This is a genomic window from Streptomyces sp. NPDC041940, assembly GCF_055589465.1.
Window position 1 is genome coordinate 34,940 of the sequence record NZ_JBVJBP010000024.1, and the last position, 17,898, is coordinate 52,837.

18 protein-coding genes and 1 tRNA gene are annotated in these 17,898 nt (G+C 65.6%); 5 read left to right on the forward strand and 14 right to left on the reverse strand.

The genetic code is table 11. The features are described from left to right. The first annotated feature begins 21 nt into the window (after positions 1 to 21). Together ACZ6I3_RS31940 and ACZ6I3_RS31945 are read left to right on the forward strand one after the other, a co-directional pair. Complete coding sequence (locus ACZ6I3_RS31940; protein ID WP_469419371.1) at positions 22 to 1,452, forward strand: FG-GAP-like repeat-containing protein; 1,431 nt, start codon at positions 22 to 24, stop codon at positions 1,450 to 1,452. 84 nt (positions 1,453 to 1,536) lie between these two features. Then, positions 1,537 to 2,571: a Yip1 family protein gene (locus ACZ6I3_RS31945; protein WP_469419373.1), complete on the forward strand. Its 1,035-nt coding sequence runs from the start codon at positions 1,537 to 1,539 to the stop codon at positions 2,569 to 2,571. A gap of 65 nt (positions 2,572 to 2,636) precedes the next feature. Here the strand turns inward: ACZ6I3_RS31945 and ACZ6I3_RS31950 are convergent, their stop codons facing one another. Further along, a complete protein-coding gene (locus ACZ6I3_RS31950) occupies positions 2,637 to 3,125 on the reverse strand; it encodes a phosphoribosyltransferase (protein WP_469419375.1) in 489 nt (162 codons plus the stop codon). Positions 3,126 to 3,136: 11 nt separating this feature from the next. Then, positions 3,137 to 3,712, reverse strand: a complete 576-nt coding sequence (dcd, locus tag ACZ6I3_RS31955) for a dCTP deaminase (protein WP_469419377.1) — start codon at positions 3,710 to 3,712, stop codon at positions 3,137 to 3,139. Between the two features lie 560 nt (positions 3,713 to 4,272). On the opposite strand from dcd, the gene ACZ6I3_RS31960 reads away from it, so the two are divergent. Then, positions 4,273 to 4,346: transfer RNA gene (locus tag ACZ6I3_RS31960), tRNA-Gly, on the forward strand. Positions 4,347 to 4,409: 63 nt separating this feature from the next. On the opposite strand, the gene ACZ6I3_RS31965 is transcribed toward ACZ6I3_RS31960, so the two are convergent. Further along, positions 4,410 to 4,874 (reverse strand): ATP-binding protein, encoded by a 465-nt coding sequence (locus ACZ6I3_RS31965; protein WP_469419379.1) that lies wholly within the window; start codon positions 4,872 to 4,874, stop codon positions 4,410 to 4,412. 288 nt (positions 4,875 to 5,162) lie between these two features. Further along, positions 5,163 to 5,903 carry a GntR family transcriptional regulator gene (locus ACZ6I3_RS31970; RefSeq protein ID WP_469419381.1) on the reverse strand — a complete coding sequence of 247 codons (741 nt, stop codon included), beginning with the start codon at positions 5,901 to 5,903 and terminating at the stop codon, positions 5,163 to 5,165. 143 nt (positions 5,904 to 6,046) lie between these two features. On the opposite strand from ACZ6I3_RS31970, the gene ACZ6I3_RS31975 reads away from it, so the two are divergent. Continuing rightward, positions 6,047 to 7,144, forward strand: a complete 1,098-nt coding sequence (locus ACZ6I3_RS31975; RefSeq protein WP_469419382.1) for a DUF1152 domain-containing protein — start codon at positions 6,047 to 6,049, stop codon at positions 7,142 to 7,144. A 373-nt stretch (positions 7,145 to 7,517) separates the two neighbouring features. Here the strand turns inward: ACZ6I3_RS31975 and ACZ6I3_RS31980 are convergent, their stop codons facing one another. The 4 genes from ACZ6I3_RS31980 to ACZ6I3_RS31995 form a co-directional block, all read right to left on the reverse strand. Next, on the reverse strand, positions 7,518 to 7,964 hold the full coding sequence (locus ACZ6I3_RS31980; protein ID WP_469419383.1) for a hypothetical protein: 447 nt from the start codon (positions 7,962 to 7,964) through the stop codon (positions 7,518 to 7,520). Positions 7,965 to 8,077: 113 nt separating this feature from the next. Beyond that, on the reverse strand, positions 8,078 to 8,851 hold the full coding sequence (locus tag ACZ6I3_RS31985; protein WP_469419384.1) for a hypothetical protein: 774 nt from the start codon (positions 8,849 to 8,851) through the stop codon (positions 8,078 to 8,080). 547 nt (positions 8,852 to 9,398) lie between these two features. Further along, positions 9,399 to 10,160, reverse strand: a complete 762-nt coding sequence (locus ACZ6I3_RS31990) for a hypothetical protein (RefSeq protein WP_469419385.1) — start codon at positions 10,158 to 10,160, stop codon at positions 9,399 to 9,401. A 22-nt stretch (positions 10,161 to 10,182) separates the two neighbouring features. Then, positions 10,183 to 10,395, reverse strand: a complete 213-nt coding sequence (locus ACZ6I3_RS31995) for a hypothetical protein (RefSeq protein ID WP_469419386.1) — start codon at positions 10,393 to 10,395, stop codon at positions 10,183 to 10,185. Between the two features lie 797 nt (positions 10,396 to 11,192). On the opposite strand from ACZ6I3_RS31995, the gene ACZ6I3_RS32000 reads away from it, so the two are divergent. Continuing rightward, the gene (locus tag ACZ6I3_RS32000) at positions 11,193 to 11,579 is read left to right on the forward strand and encodes a hypothetical protein (RefSeq protein ID WP_469419387.1); all 387 of its coding nucleotides are present in this window, start codon (positions 11,193 to 11,195) and stop codon (positions 11,577 to 11,579) included. Between the two features lie 434 nt (positions 11,580 to 12,013). On the opposite strand, the gene ACZ6I3_RS32005 is transcribed toward ACZ6I3_RS32000, so the two are convergent. From ACZ6I3_RS32005 to ACZ6I3_RS32030, 6 genes are all read right to left on the reverse strand, one after another. Beyond that, the gene (locus tag ACZ6I3_RS32005) at positions 12,014 to 12,457 is read right to left on the reverse strand and encodes a PIN domain-containing protein (RefSeq protein ID WP_469419388.1); all 444 of its coding nucleotides are present in this window, start codon (positions 12,455 to 12,457) and stop codon (positions 12,014 to 12,016) included. Then, on the reverse strand, positions 12,454 to 12,720 hold the full coding sequence (locus ACZ6I3_RS32010; protein WP_356595550.1) for a ribbon-helix-helix domain-containing protein: 267 nt from the start codon (positions 12,718 to 12,720) through the stop codon (positions 12,454 to 12,456). Before ACZ6I3_RS32010 ends, ACZ6I3_RS32005 begins: the two co-directional genes overlap by 4 nt. Positions 12,721 to 13,505: 785 nt before the next feature. Next, positions 13,506 to 14,495, reverse strand: coding sequence for an HNH endonuclease signature motif containing protein (locus ACZ6I3_RS32015; RefSeq protein ID WP_469419389.1), 990 nt, complete (start codon positions 14,493 to 14,495; stop codon positions 13,506 to 13,508). Positions 14,496 to 15,497: 1,002 nt separating this feature from the next. Next, positions 15,498 to 16,202, reverse strand: a complete 705-nt coding sequence (locus ACZ6I3_RS32020) for a nitroreductase (RefSeq protein ID WP_469419391.1) — start codon at positions 16,200 to 16,202, stop codon at positions 15,498 to 15,500. Between the two features lie 196 nt (positions 16,203 to 16,398). Beyond that, positions 16,399 to 17,133, reverse strand: a complete 735-nt coding sequence (locus ACZ6I3_RS32025) for an NADPH-dependent F420 reductase (RefSeq protein ID WP_469419392.1) — start codon at positions 17,131 to 17,133, stop codon at positions 16,399 to 16,401. A gap of 162 nt (positions 17,134 to 17,295) precedes the next feature. Further along, positions 17,296 to 17,892, reverse strand: a complete 597-nt coding sequence (locus ACZ6I3_RS32030) for a TetR/AcrR family transcriptional regulator (protein ID WP_469419393.1) — start codon at positions 17,890 to 17,892, stop codon at positions 17,296 to 17,298. Positions 17,893 to 17,898: the final 6 nt, after the last annotated feature.

Consider the following 17,898-nt stretch of genomic DNA (forward strand, 5'->3'; position numbering starts at 1 on the left):
CCCCTACCAGGAGGAACACCCATGCGCAGGCAGACAGCGGCCGTCATCGCCGCCGCCCTGCTGACCGCCGGACTCACGCCGCTCACCCTTGCGGCCCCGGCCTCCGCGGCACCGGCCGAGCACGCCGACGACTTCAACGGCGACGGCTACCGCGACCTCGCCGCCGCCGCGCCCTACACCCCGGTCGGCGGCAAGAGGGACGCGGGCGCCGTCGTCATCACCTACGGCTCCGCGAACGGCATCAGCGCCGCCCGCCGCACCGTCCTCACCCAGGACACGGCCGGCATCCCCGGCACCGCCGAGCAGGGCGACCGGTTCGGCAAGACCCTCACCTCCGGCGACCTGAACGCCGACGGGTACGCCGACCTGGTGATCGGCAGCACCGGCGAGGACGTCGACTCCGACGTCGACGGCGGCTCCGTCACCGTCGTCTGGGGCGGCAAGAGCGGCCTGTCGGGCGGCAAGGGCGTCTCCGACCCGGCGGCTTCGGCCCACAACGAGTACGGCATGTCCCTCGCGGTCGGCGACTTCTCCGGCGACGGCCGCCCGGACCTGGCCGTCGGCAGCACCGGCAGCGACGTCTGGGTCCACCGGAACTTCACCAAGGCCTCGGGCTCGACCGCCCGCGACGAACTCGCCACCGGCCTCCGCGGCGGCGCGGGCCTCGCCGGTGCCCAGAGCCTCGCGGCCGGCGACATCAACGGCGACGGCACCGACGACCTGGTGGCCACCGGCAGCGAGGCATCGACGTACGAGGACGGCGCGATGGTCTTCCTCGGCTCCGCCTCGGGCCTCACCCACCAGACGTTCCTCAAGAGCGGCGGCTGGGAGCTGGCCACCGTCGGCGACCTCGACGGCGACGGCTACGACGACGTCGTCACGGCGGACTACGGCGGCGACAGCAAGAGCCTCGGCGGCTCGGTCAGCGTCTACCCCGGCAGCGCCGACGGCGCCCGCACCAGCCCCCGGACGACGATCGACCAGGACACCCCCGGCGTCCCCGGCGCGGACGAGGAGGGCGACTGGTTCGGCAACGACCTCTCCATCGGGGACATCAACGGCGACGGCTACGGCGACCTGGCCATCGGCACGATCCACGAGGACGTCGGTACCGCGGAGATCGCCGGCGGCGTCACCGTCCTGCGCGGCTCGGCCACCGGCCTGACCACCACCGGCGCCCAGTCGTTCACCCAGAACACGGAGGGCGTCCCCGGCACCGCCGAGTCCGCCGACCGCTTCGGCGCGTCCGTACGCCTGTCCGACCTCACCGGCGACGGCAAGGCGGACCTGTCCGTGGGCTCCGACGGCGAGAACCACCCCTCCGGCTCCCTCTACAGCCTGCGCGGCTCGGCCTCGGGCGTGATCACGAAGAACGCGATCAGCTTCGGCCCCGGCTCCCTGGGCATGTCGACGACGGACTACCTGAGACTGGGCCAGGACATGCTGGGCTGACGCCACCGTTCGGGCCCGGGGCGGGGACCCTACGTCCGAACCCTGACAACCCATGAGTTCCTGAAGGGGCTTACCCCCTAAGGGATGTCACAGCTCGGCCGCAAAGCCGGGCCCGGAAGCCCGGGCCCGGCACGCCACCGCCCGGGACCAGGTACGTTCGAAGACGTGGCTGGATTCAGGATCGGACGCGGCCGGAACAACGGCGCTCCTCAGACGCGACCGCAAAACCCCCCGCACGGGCAGCAGACGCCGCAGGGACCGTCGTACGGTTACCCGCCGGCGCCGCAGCCGTACCCGCAGCAGCAGCCGTACGGCAACGGCGGCGGCCCCACCTGGCCGCAGGCGAACGCCGGGCCCGGCGGCGGCCCCCGTGGCGGCCCCGGCGGCGGCTACGGCGGTCAGGGCGAGCCGGAGTACTTCGGCGACGGCGCGTACCCGCCCGGCCCGCAGGGCCCGCCCGACCCGTACGCGGCGAACAACCCGGGCCACACCCAGGCCTTCTCGGTCGGCGAGGACCCCTACAACCAGGGCGACACCTACCGCGCCGGCGCTGCGGGCCCGCCGCCCGGCCCGGTCGGCCCGCGTCTGCACTGGAAGGCCCTGCTCCGGGGGATCGTCCTCTCCCCCAACCAGACGTTCCTCCAGATGCGCGACTACTCGATGTGGGGCCCGGCCCTCATCGTCACGCTCCTCTACGGCCTGCTCGCCGTCTTCGGCTTCGACGGCGCCCGCAACGATGCGATAAACGCCACACTGTCGAACGCGATCCCGATCGTCCTGACGACGGCCGTCGCGATGGCGATCAGCGCGTTCATCCTGGGCGTGGTCACCCACACCCTGGCCCGCCAGCTCGGCGGCGACGGCGCCTGGCAGCCCACGGTCGGCCTGTCCATGCTGATCATGTCCCTCACGGACGCGCCCCGCCTGGTCTTCGCGATGTTCGCCGGCGGCGACGCGACGTTCGTACAGCTCGTGGGCTGGGCCACCTGGATCGCGGGCGGCGCCCTCCTGACCCTCATGGTCAGCCGCTCCCACGACCTCCCCTGGCCGAAGGCGCTGGGCGCGTCGGCGATCCAGCTGATCGCACTGCTGTCGATCGTGAAGCTGGGCACGGTCTGAGGTTCCGCATGAGTAAGGGGGCTCCCAGGGAGCCCCCTTTTCCTCTGCCCTTCTACCGCCGACGGTCAGGCGTCGAGGACCTGCCCGTCCCGCCGCACGACCGGCGGTTCCACGGACCACGGGAAGTTGATCCACTCATCGGTCCGCTTCCACACGTACTCGCACTTCACCAGCGACTGGGACTTCTCGTAGACCACGGCGCTGCGCACCTCGGCGACGGTGTCGAGGCAGAAGTCGCGGACCAGCTTGAGCGTCTTGCCGGTGTCGGCGACGTCGTCGGTGATCAGCACCTTCTTCTCGGAGAAGTCGATCACGTTGGGGACGGGGGCGAGCATGACGGGCATCTCGAGGGTCGTCCCCACACCGGTGTAGAACTCGACGTTCACCAGGTGGATGTTCTTGCAGTCCAGGGCGTAGGCGAGCCCGCCGGCCACGAATACGCCACCACGGGCGATGCTCAGCACCACGTCGGGCTCGTACCCGTCGTCGGCGATGGTCTGCGCGAGCTCGCGCACGGCGACGCCGAACTGCTCGTAGGAGAGGTTCTCCCTCATCTTGGGGCCGCTCACACCTGGGTCCGATGGAAATTGAGGAAGGACCGGGAGGCGGTCGGCCCCCGCTGTCCCTGGTACCGCGACCCGTACCGCTCGCTCCCGTAGGGGAATTCGGCGGGCGAGCTGAGCTTGAACATGCACAGCTGCCCGATCTTCATCCCCGGCCAGAGCTTGATCGGCAGGGTGGCGAGGTTGGAGAGCTCAAGGGTCACATGCCCGCTGAACCCCGGGTCGATGAATCCAGCCGTGGAATGCGTGACGAGCCCCAGCCGCCCCAGCGAGCTCTTGCCCTCCAGCCGGGAGGCGAGATCGTCGGGCAGCGTGATGACCTCGTACGTACTGGCGAGGACGAACTCCCCCGGGTGCAGGATGAACGGCTCGTCCCCCTCCGGCTCCACGAGCCGGGTCAGATCACTCTGCTCGACGGAGGGGTCGATGTGGGGGTACCGGTGGTTCTCGAACACCCGGAAGTAGCGGTCCAGCCGCACATCGATGCTCGAGGGCTGCACCATCACGTCGTCAAACGGATCGATACGCACTCGTCCGGCGTCGATCTCGGCCCGGATGTCCTTGTCTGAGAGAAGCACGCCCCGAGGATACGCAAGGCGCGCGGAGCGACCACAACCGGACGACTCCGCGCGCCTTATGCCCTTTGGCTATGTCTTTGTCCGCTGCTCGCCACCGATCGTCACCGATCGCCGCCGATCGCTCCGCTCGCTACCGCTTCTGGTAGCTGACGGGCACGACGCTCCGGAGCCGCGTACACCGCGGGCACCGGAGCAGCCGACCCGGGCCGAGTCGCTCGGCCTGCTGCATCGGGAACGAAGCGGTGGTGAACACGTGCCCATCGGCACAACGGACGACGGTGCGCTCCATCAAGTCCAAGAGTCCCTTCCCCAAGAGCCGCGTCTGGCTGGTGCTTGCCTGACGACAAAAGCCACAGTACGGGATGAAAGGAACAGCCTTCGAGGCGGCGCTCCGGTCCCGCCCGACCCCTCGCCGACGCCCCCACCGTACGCCCCAACTCCGGTGACCCGCAGCCGCATCCCGCCCCTGAAACGCCCTCAGGCCCCACGGCATCAACACCCGGGGCCTGACATGGGGTAAAGTGGCGAACGTTCGCACACCGACTCCGTCGGCGTCTTACGCGGGTGTAGTTTAATGGTAGAACATCAGCTTCCCAAGCTGAGAGCGCGAGTTCGATTCTCGTCACCCGCTCCATGAACCCTCCAGGTCAGCGACCTGGGGGGTTGTTCGTTTCTCGGACCGCGGGCTCGGGTCGCGTCAGAACAGAATGGGTCTGAAGCCCGCGCTGGGCGGCCACGCGTCGGCCACGTCACAGGAGACCATCGTCCCTCCGAAGCGGCTGGGCCCGGAGTGCCACGACTCGGCGATGGAGTCGACGAGCAGCAGGCCGCGACCATGGGCGTCGTTGGCCTCCGGCTGCCGCATCTGGACGTTCGCGGGGAAGCCCGGGTTGTGCACCTCGATCCGGAGGGACGCCCCCACGCGGTACCACTCGACGCGCACCACCCAGGTCTCCTCCGCCCGTCCGTAGAGGACGGCGTTGGTCACCAGCTCCGAAATCATCAACACGCAGTCGTCGATCGAGCAGGCCGGGTTGTACGGGGCGAGGAACTTCCGGAACCAGTGCCGAGCCCGAGGCACGGACTCCGCGACGGGGTGCAAGGTCATGGCACCGAGTCGCGGTGAGTCCTCGGAAGGAAAGCGGTCGATCGTGTAGGCCATCCGCACTCACTCCTTGCCGCTGCCGTCACAGTCGAGGCAGCGCCGTTTCGATGTGACACGGTGGCGGTCGTTGGCCGTGGAGAGCGCCAGCGCCGCACGGGAGCCGACGCGCTTCCAACCGCGCCCACGACAACCCCGGGAGCTTAACCGCGCACCCTCGTCCGGCCACTGACTCGTCACCCGTGCCCCCTTCCGATCCAAGTGACCTTAGCCACTTTCTGGATAGTGGCATTAGCCACTTTGGATCCGCAACCCGTTCGCCGTAACTGGCGGGACCTCACCGAACCATCAGGTGAGCGGGTAGCCCTGCTCGAACGCCCAGCGATGCGGCGGGTAGGTGGCTTCGGCGAACTCCAACGGCCGGTCCTGGAGGTCGAAGACGACATGGTGGACGATCAGTACGGCCGAGCCGGGTTCCAGCTGGAGGTCCACGGCTTCCTCCTCCGTGGCATCCCGCGCGCACATCCGATCTTCCGCGTAACTGCCCTGCCGCCCCGTCATGTTCTCGACGTACATGAGCGTTCCCTCTTCGATGCGCTCCGGCTCAAGCAGCTTCGGCGCACGGTGGCCGACATCCGGAGCGAACCACGAGGTGGACAGTGTGATCGGCCCGTCCTGGTTGTTGGTCACGCGCCGCCGGTGCACTGCCCGACGGTCCTTGACCAGGCCCAGCCCTTCAGCGACGTGAGCCGGCGCCTCCATCCAACCGGTCGAGGTGATCACCGCGTACTCACCGGGCGTGTAGATCTTGCCGGTCTGCCGAGCCCGCCCGTACAGCTCACGAGCCCGTCGGTTGACCTCCAGACTCCGCACGTAGGTGCCCGAACCTTGACGCTTCTCGACGAGCCCTTGATGGCTCAGCGCCTCCAGCGATCGTGCAGCCGTGGGCCGGGACACCTTCCAGTCCGCTGCCAACTGCCGCTCGGACGGGACCTCGTCCCCCGGCCGCAGGTCACCCCGAAGAATCTGATCACGGATGTAGTGCGCGATCTGGAGATACTTCGGCTGAGCCTCCTCGATCTGTGGCATCAGTCCTCCTCACCCAACGTGGGCTCCAGGTGAGTAGTCGGGAACCCCGCTACCGGCCTGAGGCCGATTCTCGACACAAGTGGCTATGGCCTCCAGCCACTATAGGGTGAGTGGTCAACCCCGTACCCCGTAGGCTGAACCGCATGATGCGGTTGATCGTCGCAGCAGGAGGAGGGGGCGACGCAGTCGCCGCCGCAATGCTTCACGCCGCCCTCTACGGCGACGAGGACCAGGCGGTGATCCTCACGTACGCGTGGGACCGCCTCCTGATCGACCCAGTACCGGGCCCCCGAGGACCGGACAACTTCCTTGGCCTCAAGCCACTCACCCCAGCAGTTCGGGCAGTGCCGGCCGAGGCCCGCCCGATCGCTCCGGCAGGCTCCACCCTCCCTCGACTCGCGGCAGAGCTCCCGCACACCATCGCGCTGATCGACCCCCGCCACGGAGTCGAGGGCATCACGCACCAACTCGAAAACCTCGTCGACCACTTGTCGCCCGAGTCAATCGACCTCCTGGACGTAGGCGGAGACATCCTCGCCCGCGGCGATGAGCCGACACTGAAGAGCCCGCTTGCCGACGCGGTGACGCTCGCCGCGTGCTGCCAAGTGAACGCGCCGATCCGCCTCCTGGTGGCCGGCCCAGGCCTGGACGGCGAACTGCCCCTCGACGAACTGCGCAGCATGCTGGGCCCACTTGTCCACGCCTTCGCCGCGAAGGACGTTGAGCCGATCAGCTCGGTCCTTCAGTGGCACCCGTCCGAGGCAACCGGAATGCTGGCAGCGACAGCCCGGGGCGTACGCGGCACATGCGAGATGCGGGATGCCGGGCTCCCCGTTCCCCTCACCGATGAAGGCCCGACCGTCCACGAGGTCGACCTGGACGAGGCACTGAACCGCAACCAGCTGGCCCGCGCCATCCTGACGACCGCCACCCTGGACGAGGCAGAGGCGCACAGCCGCGAGATCTGCGGCTACTCGGAAATCGACTACGAGCGCAACAAGGCCGCATGGCTCAAGGACCAGCCACCATTGCGGCTCACCCCCGAAGCCGTACTGTCCCAGCTCGATCAGTTCGAAGCCGAGGCCCGGAACCGCGGAGTCACCCACACGACGTTCCGCCGCATCACCGAGGCCTTGAACCTCAACGGCTCCCTGCGCGAGGACCTGCGCCAACTGCTCATCAACAGCCGTCCGGAGCAGTACGACGCACCCCTGTGGCGCATCACATCCACTACTGAGTAACAACCTTCTTCACGGGTTCAAGGCGGCTCGCTCCGCTCACCGCGCGCGGCCCGGCCCCCGGCCGGGCCTGCGCTCCTGTCTCCGCCCCGCTCCAGCCCGGCCGGCGCCCGTGCCGCGCGCACAGCAATCAGCCACCTGGCGTCAGAGAAGGGGCACGTCGTGGCTGGGGCGGTCGGCTCCACGGCTTTAGGCAGCCACTTTGGCGCGAGCCTCGAAGATCATGGCCCCAACGTCGTGCTTTACCGGGCAGGTCCACAGACTGCCCGACGCGCCGAAAGCTTACGGGCCATGATCACTCGCGCCAAAGCAGCTCCAGCCCAAAGCCGCTCCGCCGACCGCACTATATCCGTGAGCCCTCGGAGCTGAACGCAAATTAACCTTCTTCCGGATCGATAATTCTCACTGGCTCGCTTCTTGTTGCGTTAGTACCGTCATGATCAGATACGTCGATAAGGAGGCGGAAAAGCCAGATCAATCGCACCGCTCGCAGAAGCCCTAGAAAGAGCAGGGATTCAACGAACCACCCCTGCCATCCGATTACCTTCCCCGTATCGCCCAGCATCGTGGCTAAACAGCCAGCAGATACCGTGGTCATCGAGGTTAGAATGCTCACCCAGTTCCGGCGAAGGCTTTCACCAAAACGCTCCCGCAGGAAGGTCATCCGCCTACCGGAGCTAGTCGCATACTGGCTAATGGCAGCAGTCCCAAACCCGCCGATAATTGCCGCAACTGAAGCGACTGTCGCATAGACATTCATGCGTTGATCCGCAGAGTGATCACGAAGAATGTGGCCATGCTGCCATAAACCCAGTACTGACACGCAAACTACTGCCCCCAGCCAATCAACGGAGGGGTGTTCACTCCACAGATTGTGAGCTTTCCGAGTAAATCGAACCCCGCTGACCATCACTGCCCCCTTCGGCTAGTGAGAGCCTAGGGCACGGGTCTGACAGCGTCGCGGAGTTCGACCTCGTGGGCCGACGCCACGTCGAGGACCGCATGCACAGCGGCCTCGTACCAGGGAGCCTGCCCTTCGCTCCGACGCAGGAATACTGGCTTCTGTGCCGTGATGTGGTCGGACACGAAGTTGATTTGATCCTCTATGAGTGACCCGTCTGAAGCCGACAGCGTCACATGTGCGATCGCCCTATCCACCGCCCCGTCAGGCCCGACAAGACTGCCAAAGTCTGAGATAAAGTGCTGAACGTCCTCACGCAATCGCCGTTCCCCACGCGAGCGCGAAGTGTCCCGCCCGAAACCACGCCTTTTAGGGATCTTCATGGTGAGCGTGATCAACGCATCCGGGTTCCGTTTGTGCGCTTGGCGAGAAAAATCCCCTAGCCCCTCGGCGTCTGAAGGGAACATCATTTGACCCGGGCGGAGCCTCATCTCGAAGAGATTCACCGCTTCGGCGTTACTCAACTTATCCCACGCCTTTTTTCCTACCAAAGGCATCACGGCTAAGTCTTCATTAACAACGTTCATGGCATTCAGCCAACGCTGCAAGGCTGTTGGCCGAGGTGCGGAAGCGCTTCCCTGAATAACGCCGATCACGTTACCGAAGGGGAGGAAACAAATGATCGTAGTATCGACCACACTCCGATTTCCGTCAAGCCGCAAGTCGGAGATGTGATTGTGTTCCCAATCGATCTGTTGGATGTCCCCATCCCGCAGCCTGGCCAGTACCAGGTGCTGACGGCCCTGCACTGATATTGGGTCACCTACGTAAACATCCGCGCCATGCGTGTACCGCCGCTGACGCATTTCGATGCGTCCAAGGTTGCTTAGAACTCTTGGCCAATCGAGGTGCTCAAACCTGGGGTCTCCCGCTTCTTTAGGCCTGACAATCTCATAGAAGGCTACGGTCTTTTTGCGGCCTGTGTTCCCCAACTGAAGCCACCCCCGAGAGAATTGACATCCTGGTGGGACATTATGACTCCTCGAACGGTCCGCTGCCAGCAAAAGGGGAAATCATTCCTCCTGGGGGCGACTCCCCAGTGCGCCGGGTACACGTGCTGCCAGCGAGCGCGGCATCGATTTCGCTTAGTTCTTGTGCTGAGGCATCGGTTCACCGACCAATGGCAGGGGCTGCGGTTGCTCCAGCGAAGGAAGCACAGGGACCGCGGCGCCCACTGGGTCACTTGCCCAGGTCCGCCAGCAGGAAATCTGCGAGGCCAGATCAGCCCGACAGCTGCTGCACACCGCCACTAAGCATCTCGATCAGGTGGTTGCGTCAACGGCTTGAGCTGTGGTGCTAGGTTCGCAGCTGTGGAACCTCAAGCAGGGTGAAGTAGAAGATCTCGCCAGGCTCACCGTCACGGTGCGGAGCCTCGATAGGCTCCCAGTCCTCCGCCAGCGCTTCTGGCACCGCAAGCTGCAAGACGATGTCGTGCACCCCTTCCGGAGCGGAACCGACAACTCGAAGGCCCAAATACAGCTCGTCGTAGCTACCAACGGCCCGGTACACGAACGCTTCTACCTGAGTGCCGAAAACCTGACCGCGCACGGGGGTGCCGGCGTCGTCTCGCGCTTCCTTAACCAAGTTGGGAACGAGCTCACGCGCCTCTTGCAGCAGCCTGTACTTCTGCTCGACATCTAGACGAAGCCGATCATCAGCGTCAGGCAGCAGATGCTTGCTGTAGGTCCGCTTACCGGGCGCCAGTTCTCTACCGGCCTGGTTGAGGACCGTGCGCTTGCGTTGGCAATCGTCACAAAGCTTCTGGTAGAAGTCGGATCGGTCGCCCTGCGTACGCATTCCAGCAGCAACAAGCCAGCCCAGCTCCTGGCTTTGATCTTGCCAGACGGCACCCCGCCAGCGGGAGCCACCCGGTTTGCACTTCAAGAGAACTGTGTCGTCGATGCTAGCGATCTTCTCGGTCGGCGCATCATCGGCCTGTCGCTGTATCCGCTCAATCAGTGGATGACTCAGCTCATCCAGCGGTGTGCCAGGCGGAGGCACTGCGATCCCGAGATCATCTTGCAGACAGCGAAGAGTGGGCCGGATGGGGTTCGGCATAGTTCGTAGCGGCGATGGTGGCTCAGGCAGCACCTACGCGGCGGAGATCCTCGACCGAGGCCCCCGTGAGCAGCGCAAGGCAAGCCGCGTCGCTTCCATCTAGACGCTCAAAGGACTCCTTGATGCGGGCACGCGTACTACGCTCCGCGTCGGTCGGATCCCCAATCCCCTTGGAGCGCTCGACACGACGGGAGCGCACCTGCTCGCGCACCTTCGGGTCCATCAACGTCGTCATGCGTCCAAGATAGGCGATCCGCCCAGTGAGTGCACTACCTGTTCAGGACACCGCTCTCGAAACGAGATGACTAACAGCTTCAAATCTGGACATACGGGGCGCTCAGTCCTAACCTGAAGGTAAAGACTTCGCCAAGGATCCATCAGTTTACGGCGCCGATGGGGTCGCACGGGTTACGCTCCGTGATCGAAGATCAGCGTAGCGACGGAGCGTAACCCGTGCGACCCCATCGGCGTAGGCCTATCGCATGAATTGGTGACTGACTGTAGCGATCAGGCGGATAGGAGAGGTGTGGACCTTCGATCCAGCTCCGCCGCAGTCGGCTCGATTCTTCTGCCAAAGCCGGAGCTCGTCAAGCTTTGATCCGCCCTATTAGCTCCGCCTGGTGCGCAAGCCCCTCTGAGCCGTGCTGTGCAGCAGTGGAGCACCGCCACCGGCGCCCCTAGCCGGCCACCAAAGCCGCCCATGTCCGCCTGCCATTGCTAGCTCGTCCGGTGCAACCGCAGATCAGCAGCACCGAGCGCCCCAGCTTCTCTTCGAAAGTGGTGTTCCGGCAGCCGCGGACTATCCGTGGACTTGTCCCGCCTGATGTGCCATGCGCAGGGGCGTGACCTGCTGCGTTGCCCAGGTCCCCAGCGGCCTCCGGAGCCGTGTGCACGTCGCCCGCTCCGCGCCAGCGGTGTGCGTCCACCGCTACGACCAGGCCGGCAGCCAGTCCTTTTTGAGGGATCATGGGTTTTTTATTTCCTTGATCCCTATAAGCTCTTCAGCTCAGTGCCGCACATGGGGAGGGCGAAGTGGCTGATCTTAGGGACACGGCTGAGGCGTGCGAGGACGAGGGCGGGCTGATGCAAGACAACTTGGGGCGTCTGCGGACCGCATTGGGCTTCGACAGACTCGGCAAGCATGTTCTCAGCTCCATCGCTCGTGAGCTCGAAGCTGTTGGCCTCGGATACTTCCCGCTCGCCGTCCTGGATCCTCGGTGTAACACAGAACCGCGTAAGGACCAGCAATTGTGGGTGTACATGCGGGATGGGGGCGAGCGTGCCCGCGTCCTGGATGCCATTCTGCGCCCTCAGTCATACAACGTTCGAAGCGCCTTGGACGGGTTGGTGAGCGGCGACTACTCGTCGCTGACGGCAGATGAAAAGCTGCGCGAGGTCCAGAAGATCGTCAACGCCTGAGGACGGTGCACGCCGCAGCTCGGTCTTTGGCTGAGCTGCGGCGTGCCATACGCGTGCCAGGTCCTACGGGGAACCACGGGGAATACCGGGGAACGAGTCGGCCGCCCGCCAGGTACCGGCACCGCTCCACCGCAGGTCAGCCCAACGGTCGACCGTAAAAACACAAGCTTCCCAAGCTGAGAGCGCGAGTTCGATTCTCGTCACCCGCTCTTCTTCAAGCCCCAGGTCAGCGACCTGGGGCTTGTTTCATAGGGGTGTCGTTGCCGTGGTTTGCGAGCGCTCCCGCGCTCCGAGATTTCACACAGATGAGCCGGAGGCGAGCTCTCAGCCCGCTGTTCCCGGGCGATGGCGGACGCCCGCCCTGCACCTGCTTCGTCGTGGGCGGCACACAAGCCCCTTGCGGGAACGGGCACTTGACCGCCCAGGAGCCTGCGTCAGAGGGGAAGGTCGTCAGGGAGCACCCGGAACGCCTTATAGCGGCCCAACGGGCGCACGGCCCGGAAGTCTCGTCGGTCGAGAGTCAGGATCGCGTCCGTGTCGTAGTCGGCGGCAAGCGCCACGTTCACCGCGTCGGCGAGGTCGAGGTCCAGCGCACGGTAGCGGACACGGACGGACTGGGCGGCGCCCAGGTGGCCCTCCGTGATCTCCGGCATGACGACACGACCCCGGCTCATCCAGCGCCGCAGGTCGTCGACCGCGCTGAGGGCGGCCTCCCTGCCGAGCTCACGCGTCGCCACGTGATCCAGTTCGGCCAGCAGGAGCGGGGACATGACCAGCAGGCCGGCCGCCATGATCGCCTCGTTCGCCGCCCGGTGTTCCGGATGAGCCGAGTCCAGGGCTGCCAGAAGGCCGGACGTATCGGCGATGACAATGATCACGCGGCGGATCCGGAACCCGAGCCGGTCTCACGCCGGACGGCCTCGGCGACCGTGTCACGGACCTCCGACTTGGACAGCGTATGCCCCGGCCCCTCGAAGGTGCGTGAGAACAGCGGCTCGTCCCAGACCCGGTTCGCCATGGCTGCAAGGTGGATGCCCTGGCGGATGATCTCGGCCTCGCTTATACCTCGGCGCTTGGCGGCCTCCTTGATGATGGCCAGGTCCTCGGGGTCGGCGTAGACGTTGGTGCGCTTCATGGACATGTACCAAGCGTAGTCCATGTACCGGACTGATGTATCCGCTGTCCCGTTGCCGAGAGCCGACCGAACGTGATGGGTTCGGCTTCGGTGTCGGTGTGCCTGGGATGCGTGTGCGGGTTTCCACGCGTGGAGTACGCGCCTCGATCGCACCATGTGCGGGCAGGCTCAGCGTGTGGGCAGCGGCGGCGCCAGGATGTCGACCGGGCTCGGCCCCTTCTACGCGTCGAGTTCTCTCGGCGGCAATCGACGGCGCACCAGTACGCGGCGTACGACACGATCTCGTACGGTCACCCCCCCCCCCCCGAGGGACGACCCTGCATGTGCTTCAGCAACGGCGCTCTCTGGGGCAGCGATCACCCTTCAGGGCCCGGCGGCGCTTCGACCTCTGAGAGGAACTCCCCCTTGGCCCCGAACCGACGGCGTGCCCATAAGACCGGTGGGCCACGGTCAACAAGGGCGCGATCCTGCGCTCCAGGGCGCCACACCAGAGCACGTATGCCCAGGTCAGAAGGCTACCCGGCAACCCGAACGCCGTCGCTTCCCAAGCTGAGAGCGCGAGTTCGATTCTCGTCACCCGCTCCATGCGAAACCCCCAGGTCAGAGACCTGGGGGAAAACCTCTGTGGCTGGGGCGGCCGGCTCCACGGCTTTAGGCAGCCACTTTGGGGCGAGCCTCTAAGATCATGGCCCCAACGTCGTGCTTTACCGGGCAGGTCCACAGACTGCCCGACTCGCCGGAAGCTTACGGGGCCATGATCACTCGCCCCAAAGCCGCTCCGCCGACCTCCGTCATGGGCTGTCACGTATGACAGAGCTGCTGTTTCCCCTAACCCTCCGCAGAGCGATGTCGTAGGCCCAGGCGTACGTCGAGGCCTTTTTATCGATAGAGAAGTGTCGTCCCGTCGCAGTGTCCAAGACACGGTGGAACTCATCCATAAGCTCCAGCCAATCAGCCTTCTTTAGATCGTTATCCGTCCAGCCGTAGAGTGACTTCAGTTCGCCCTTCACAGCGGAGAAAAAGGGTAGAGACTCGCGAGGCTCCTTCCCTATCTGGACATTATGCTTTCGGAGGAAGTCTTTCACTTCGTCGGAGGCGTTTACCCACTTGTCTGGACTGTCTCTGAGTTCGGCGTAGTCAACCCAGGCCCAGAAGCTCTCTGCATCTGCCACATCTGGGGCCTCGGCGTGATGCTCGGGGCATAGTAGTGCGAAGTTCCTGACATCCATGGAGCCTCCCAATGCGCTGGGTACTACGTGCGCCCGCTCCACAGGCTTGCGCCAGCACACCAAGCAGGCGGCTTCCTCGAGGCCTAGGTAGTCGGCAATCGCCCGAACCGTTGGCGCCGTCTTGCGGGTGACTGGCTTCTTCTCGCGAGGCTGGATGCCTAAGGATCCAGCGTCGTACCCGTACTTGCTGCCATCATCCGGATGGTTGATCTGCAAGACCTCCGGGATGTCATTGCGTTGCTTACCCGGATTCCGGACATGGTAGAGCGGAGTGTGAATCTCGGTTAGATAATCCCCGAGGAATCCGAGCGCAAAGTCCTTGATCAGTTCAAACGCGTCATGATCAAACCCGCCAGCCTCATTTCTGTGCCCCTGGATGTCGATGCAGAGGGAACGCGGGGCGCCGGGTGAACTCTTTTCTGCTTGCCTAATGCACTCGAAAATTCGAATGGCGCAGCGTTCGAAGTTTTCGTACACCTTCATGTCATGATAGATCGCTACGCCTTTTCGCTGCTTCTTTTTCCGTGTTTGCTGTCGCGTCTTCTTCGCCACAGCCCCCCCCTGGGTTACGTCTTGATATGACAATGCCGAGCATGGCAGAAGGCGCTGACATCGAGCAGGCGATGTAGCCGAACCTGGCCCCGATGTGCTACGGCGCCACGGTCCCCGCTGGCATCCAACGCTGACGTCAATGACCCCGAATAGCAGCACCAACCGACAGCCATGTACGCCCCCCGTGGTCGTGGTGGACGGAGACGGCACCGGGACGACAGCGAACTTACAAGGCGGCTGTCTCCCCAACGCGCGAGCGCCCTCCCGGGCCGTCCTCGGGCCGTGGAAGGGCACTCAAAACAGCTCAACAGCAGGTCAGGGCGTTGATCGATAGGGCGACCGCAGGTCACGGCCCGCCAATGATCAGTTGTGGCTGTGCAGCAGCCCGTCATCATGAAGCATGGGGATTGATCTGGAGCTGCACTCGGCACGGCCGGCACGCAACAGCTGGCGCAAGTCCCGCGCACCGCTCCTGCGGAGCTCCCACGGACATGGCGACGCACTGGCCGCTGCACTCGACTCGCTCCAACTCCTTGGAGTGCCCGGAAGGCTCACCGCCGTCGATCCGTACGGGGACACGTTGATGAACGAGCAAGGTGCCGCGACCGCCCTCCAGGAGATCCGCGGCTTGAGGGGGAGATGCGCTGATGAGCGTCAGCTCGCTGCGCTGGACGATCTCGCAGTGATGCTGGAGCAGTGCGCGGCTACCCCAGGCAGCTACTTGTGGTTCGCAGGCGACTGAAGCTCCCTTCAGCCTGCCGTGTGAGTGTCTAACTGCGTGACAACGCCGACGGACAGCGGCGGACAACCGCGACACCTGCGGACCATCGCAGCAGGTGAGAGCCGCACGGCCCCGAGGTCTAGGGCGCACCCATGTTGCTTCCCAAGCTGAGAGCGCGAGTTCGATTCTCGTCACCCGCTGCAGAGAGAAACCCCAGGTCAGCGGCCTGGGGTTTGTTTGTTGTCCAGGCCGATTTGAGGGCGGCGTGCCCTTCGCGTGCCCTAAGGCCGAGGCGTGTCGAGCACGCCGGGGGTGTCGTGCAGGATCACGCTCTGGTTCAGCGGGATGCGGCCCATGCTGATGTCGTGCATGGGTGATGTCTGATCGCCGATGCCGAAGGCGATACCGAACAGCAGCTTGAGCTCCTCGCCTACGCCGAGGGACCTGCGCACCGTTTCGGCGTAGAGGCCGAGGATGGTCTGCGGGATGCCGTGGTAGCCGCGTGCGGTCAGCGAGAGCAGGAAGTTCTGGGCGTACATGCCGATGTCGCCGGCGGTTCGCACCCCGTCGCCAAGTACCGGCATGAAGAGGAGGGCGACGTGCGGCGCTCCGTAGAAGCGCAGGTTCTCGCGGATGACCTCCTTCCTGCCCTCCCGGTCCGAGCGCTCTACGCCACGGGCCCCGTAGACGATGGCAGCGTGCTGGTGCGAACGCTCCCGGTAGATGCCTTCTCCGTAGCCGGAGGTGAAGTCGGGGGAAGTCCGGTCTTCCTCGTACGCCTTGAGGAGTTCGTCGCTCAGGGCGTCCCGTGCCGCGCCGGTGACGATATGGACGTGCCACGGCTGGGTGTTGCTGTTCGAGGGCGCTGTCTGCGCGTCTTCCAGAACGCCGCGGATGTCCGTAGCGGGCAGTGGAGTGGACAGGAACTGCCGGGGGGAGTGCCGGGTCCGCGCGAGATCGGTGAAGAACGACGTGGTGGAGGGCAAAGCGGGTCCCTTCGAGGGTGGTCGGTCCGACGGTGAGCGGGCAGCAGCCGGATCAGATGGATGACCTGGCCGGTGAGACGGGGCGGACATCGAGTGGTTGGGCCGACGGGGCGCGCGAGTGCGTCCGGGCTTCGAGGTCCGGGGTGATGTCCTGGACCATCACTTCCTCAACGCCGGTGGCCTTGCGGGCGCGTGGTCACCTGTGGGCGGCGCGGTTCATCTCGACGACGTCCTCCAGGGTGGGATCGGCACCGAGGGCGGCGAAGCGCTCCGCCATGCTGTCGCGGACGGCTGCGTCCTTGACGCGATCGGCCGCGGCCAGGGCTGCCGGCAGCTCGTTCAGGGTCAGCTCGGTGCAGTAGGCGGGGCCCATCGGCTGCTGGCGCCAGGAGTCGGCCAGCGCTCCCGCGTCGTAGGGGTCGAATCCGGTGTCGTCCACCAGGCGCATGGCCACCCGCTTCGCTTCCTCGGAATCGCCGGCGATCGGGATGGCGATCCGGCCCTGAGTGCCCGTCGGGACACCCTTCGTTCGCTGGGTTTCGGCCAGGGCCGCGTTCCATGCCTTGATCACGGGGCGTCCGAGGAGCTCGGAGGTGTACACGCTCTCTATGGCGCCGGCCTCCACCGCCTCGATCCGTCCGCTGAGGTGCGGGTAGTAGTTGGAGGTGTCGATGACCACCGTCCCGGCGGGGACGGAGGCGAACAGATCGGCCAGCTGTTCCGCCGCCCCGAAGGGGATGGCCAGGATGACGGCGTCCCTGTCCTTGACGGCGTCGTCAAGAGCCACGGCGCGGGCGCCGGTCTCCAGCACGCCGGGCGCGACGGCCTCGGGCCCGCGGGCGTCGGCCACCTGGACGTCGTGACCGGCTGTGCCGAGCTTGCGCGCGAGGTTGCCGCCGATCGCTCCGGCGCCGATAACAGAGATTTTCATGATTTGTCCTTTCGGGAGACGCACCGCTCCCAGGGCGGCGCGATGTGATCACTGTGGAAGCTGTGGAAGCTGTGGAAGCTGTGGAAGCTGTGAGATGAAGGCGCGGGAGATCGCCCGAAGTCCAGAGAGGCCTGGATGCTCCGGTGATCGATCGGCAGGGGCTTACGCCTCGGTGTTCCGTGCGCGGTAACCGGCGACGATGAGCGCGCGAACGCGGTCCAGCGACTCCTCTTCCGCGGCACCGGCACCCTTGAGCCAGGCGACGGAGATGGCCGCGAGGAACAGGTCGTGGCCCTTCACCGACTCGCGCACGTATCCCGTGCGCTGAGCGGCCCGCACGTACTCCTCGGTGGCGGTGATGACGGTGTCACAGGGGAGCGTGAGCGGGTTGTCAGGATCATGGGCCCTGGCCGCGGCCATGAGCGGTTCCGGCAGTCCGCTGAACGCGCTGAAGTACTCCTCCAGCGCGCGCAGCCACTGCTCCAGCGCCTCGTCGGCGTCGCCGAGCCGCGCGATCTCCTCCTGGCGCGTCACCAGTTCTTCGGAGCGTGTCTGCAGCACGGCCGCCAGCAGCGCTTCCCGGGTGGGGAAGTGCCGGTACAAGGTGCCGGGCCCGACGCCCGCCTCCTTGGCCACCGCCTCCAGGGACGTACCGACCCCGTACTTCAGGAAGTGCCGCTGTGCCGCTTCCAGGAGGGCGGCACGGTTGCGCTGGACATCCGCACGGGGTCTGCGCCGCTGCTGTCCACTGGCATCCATGCGTTC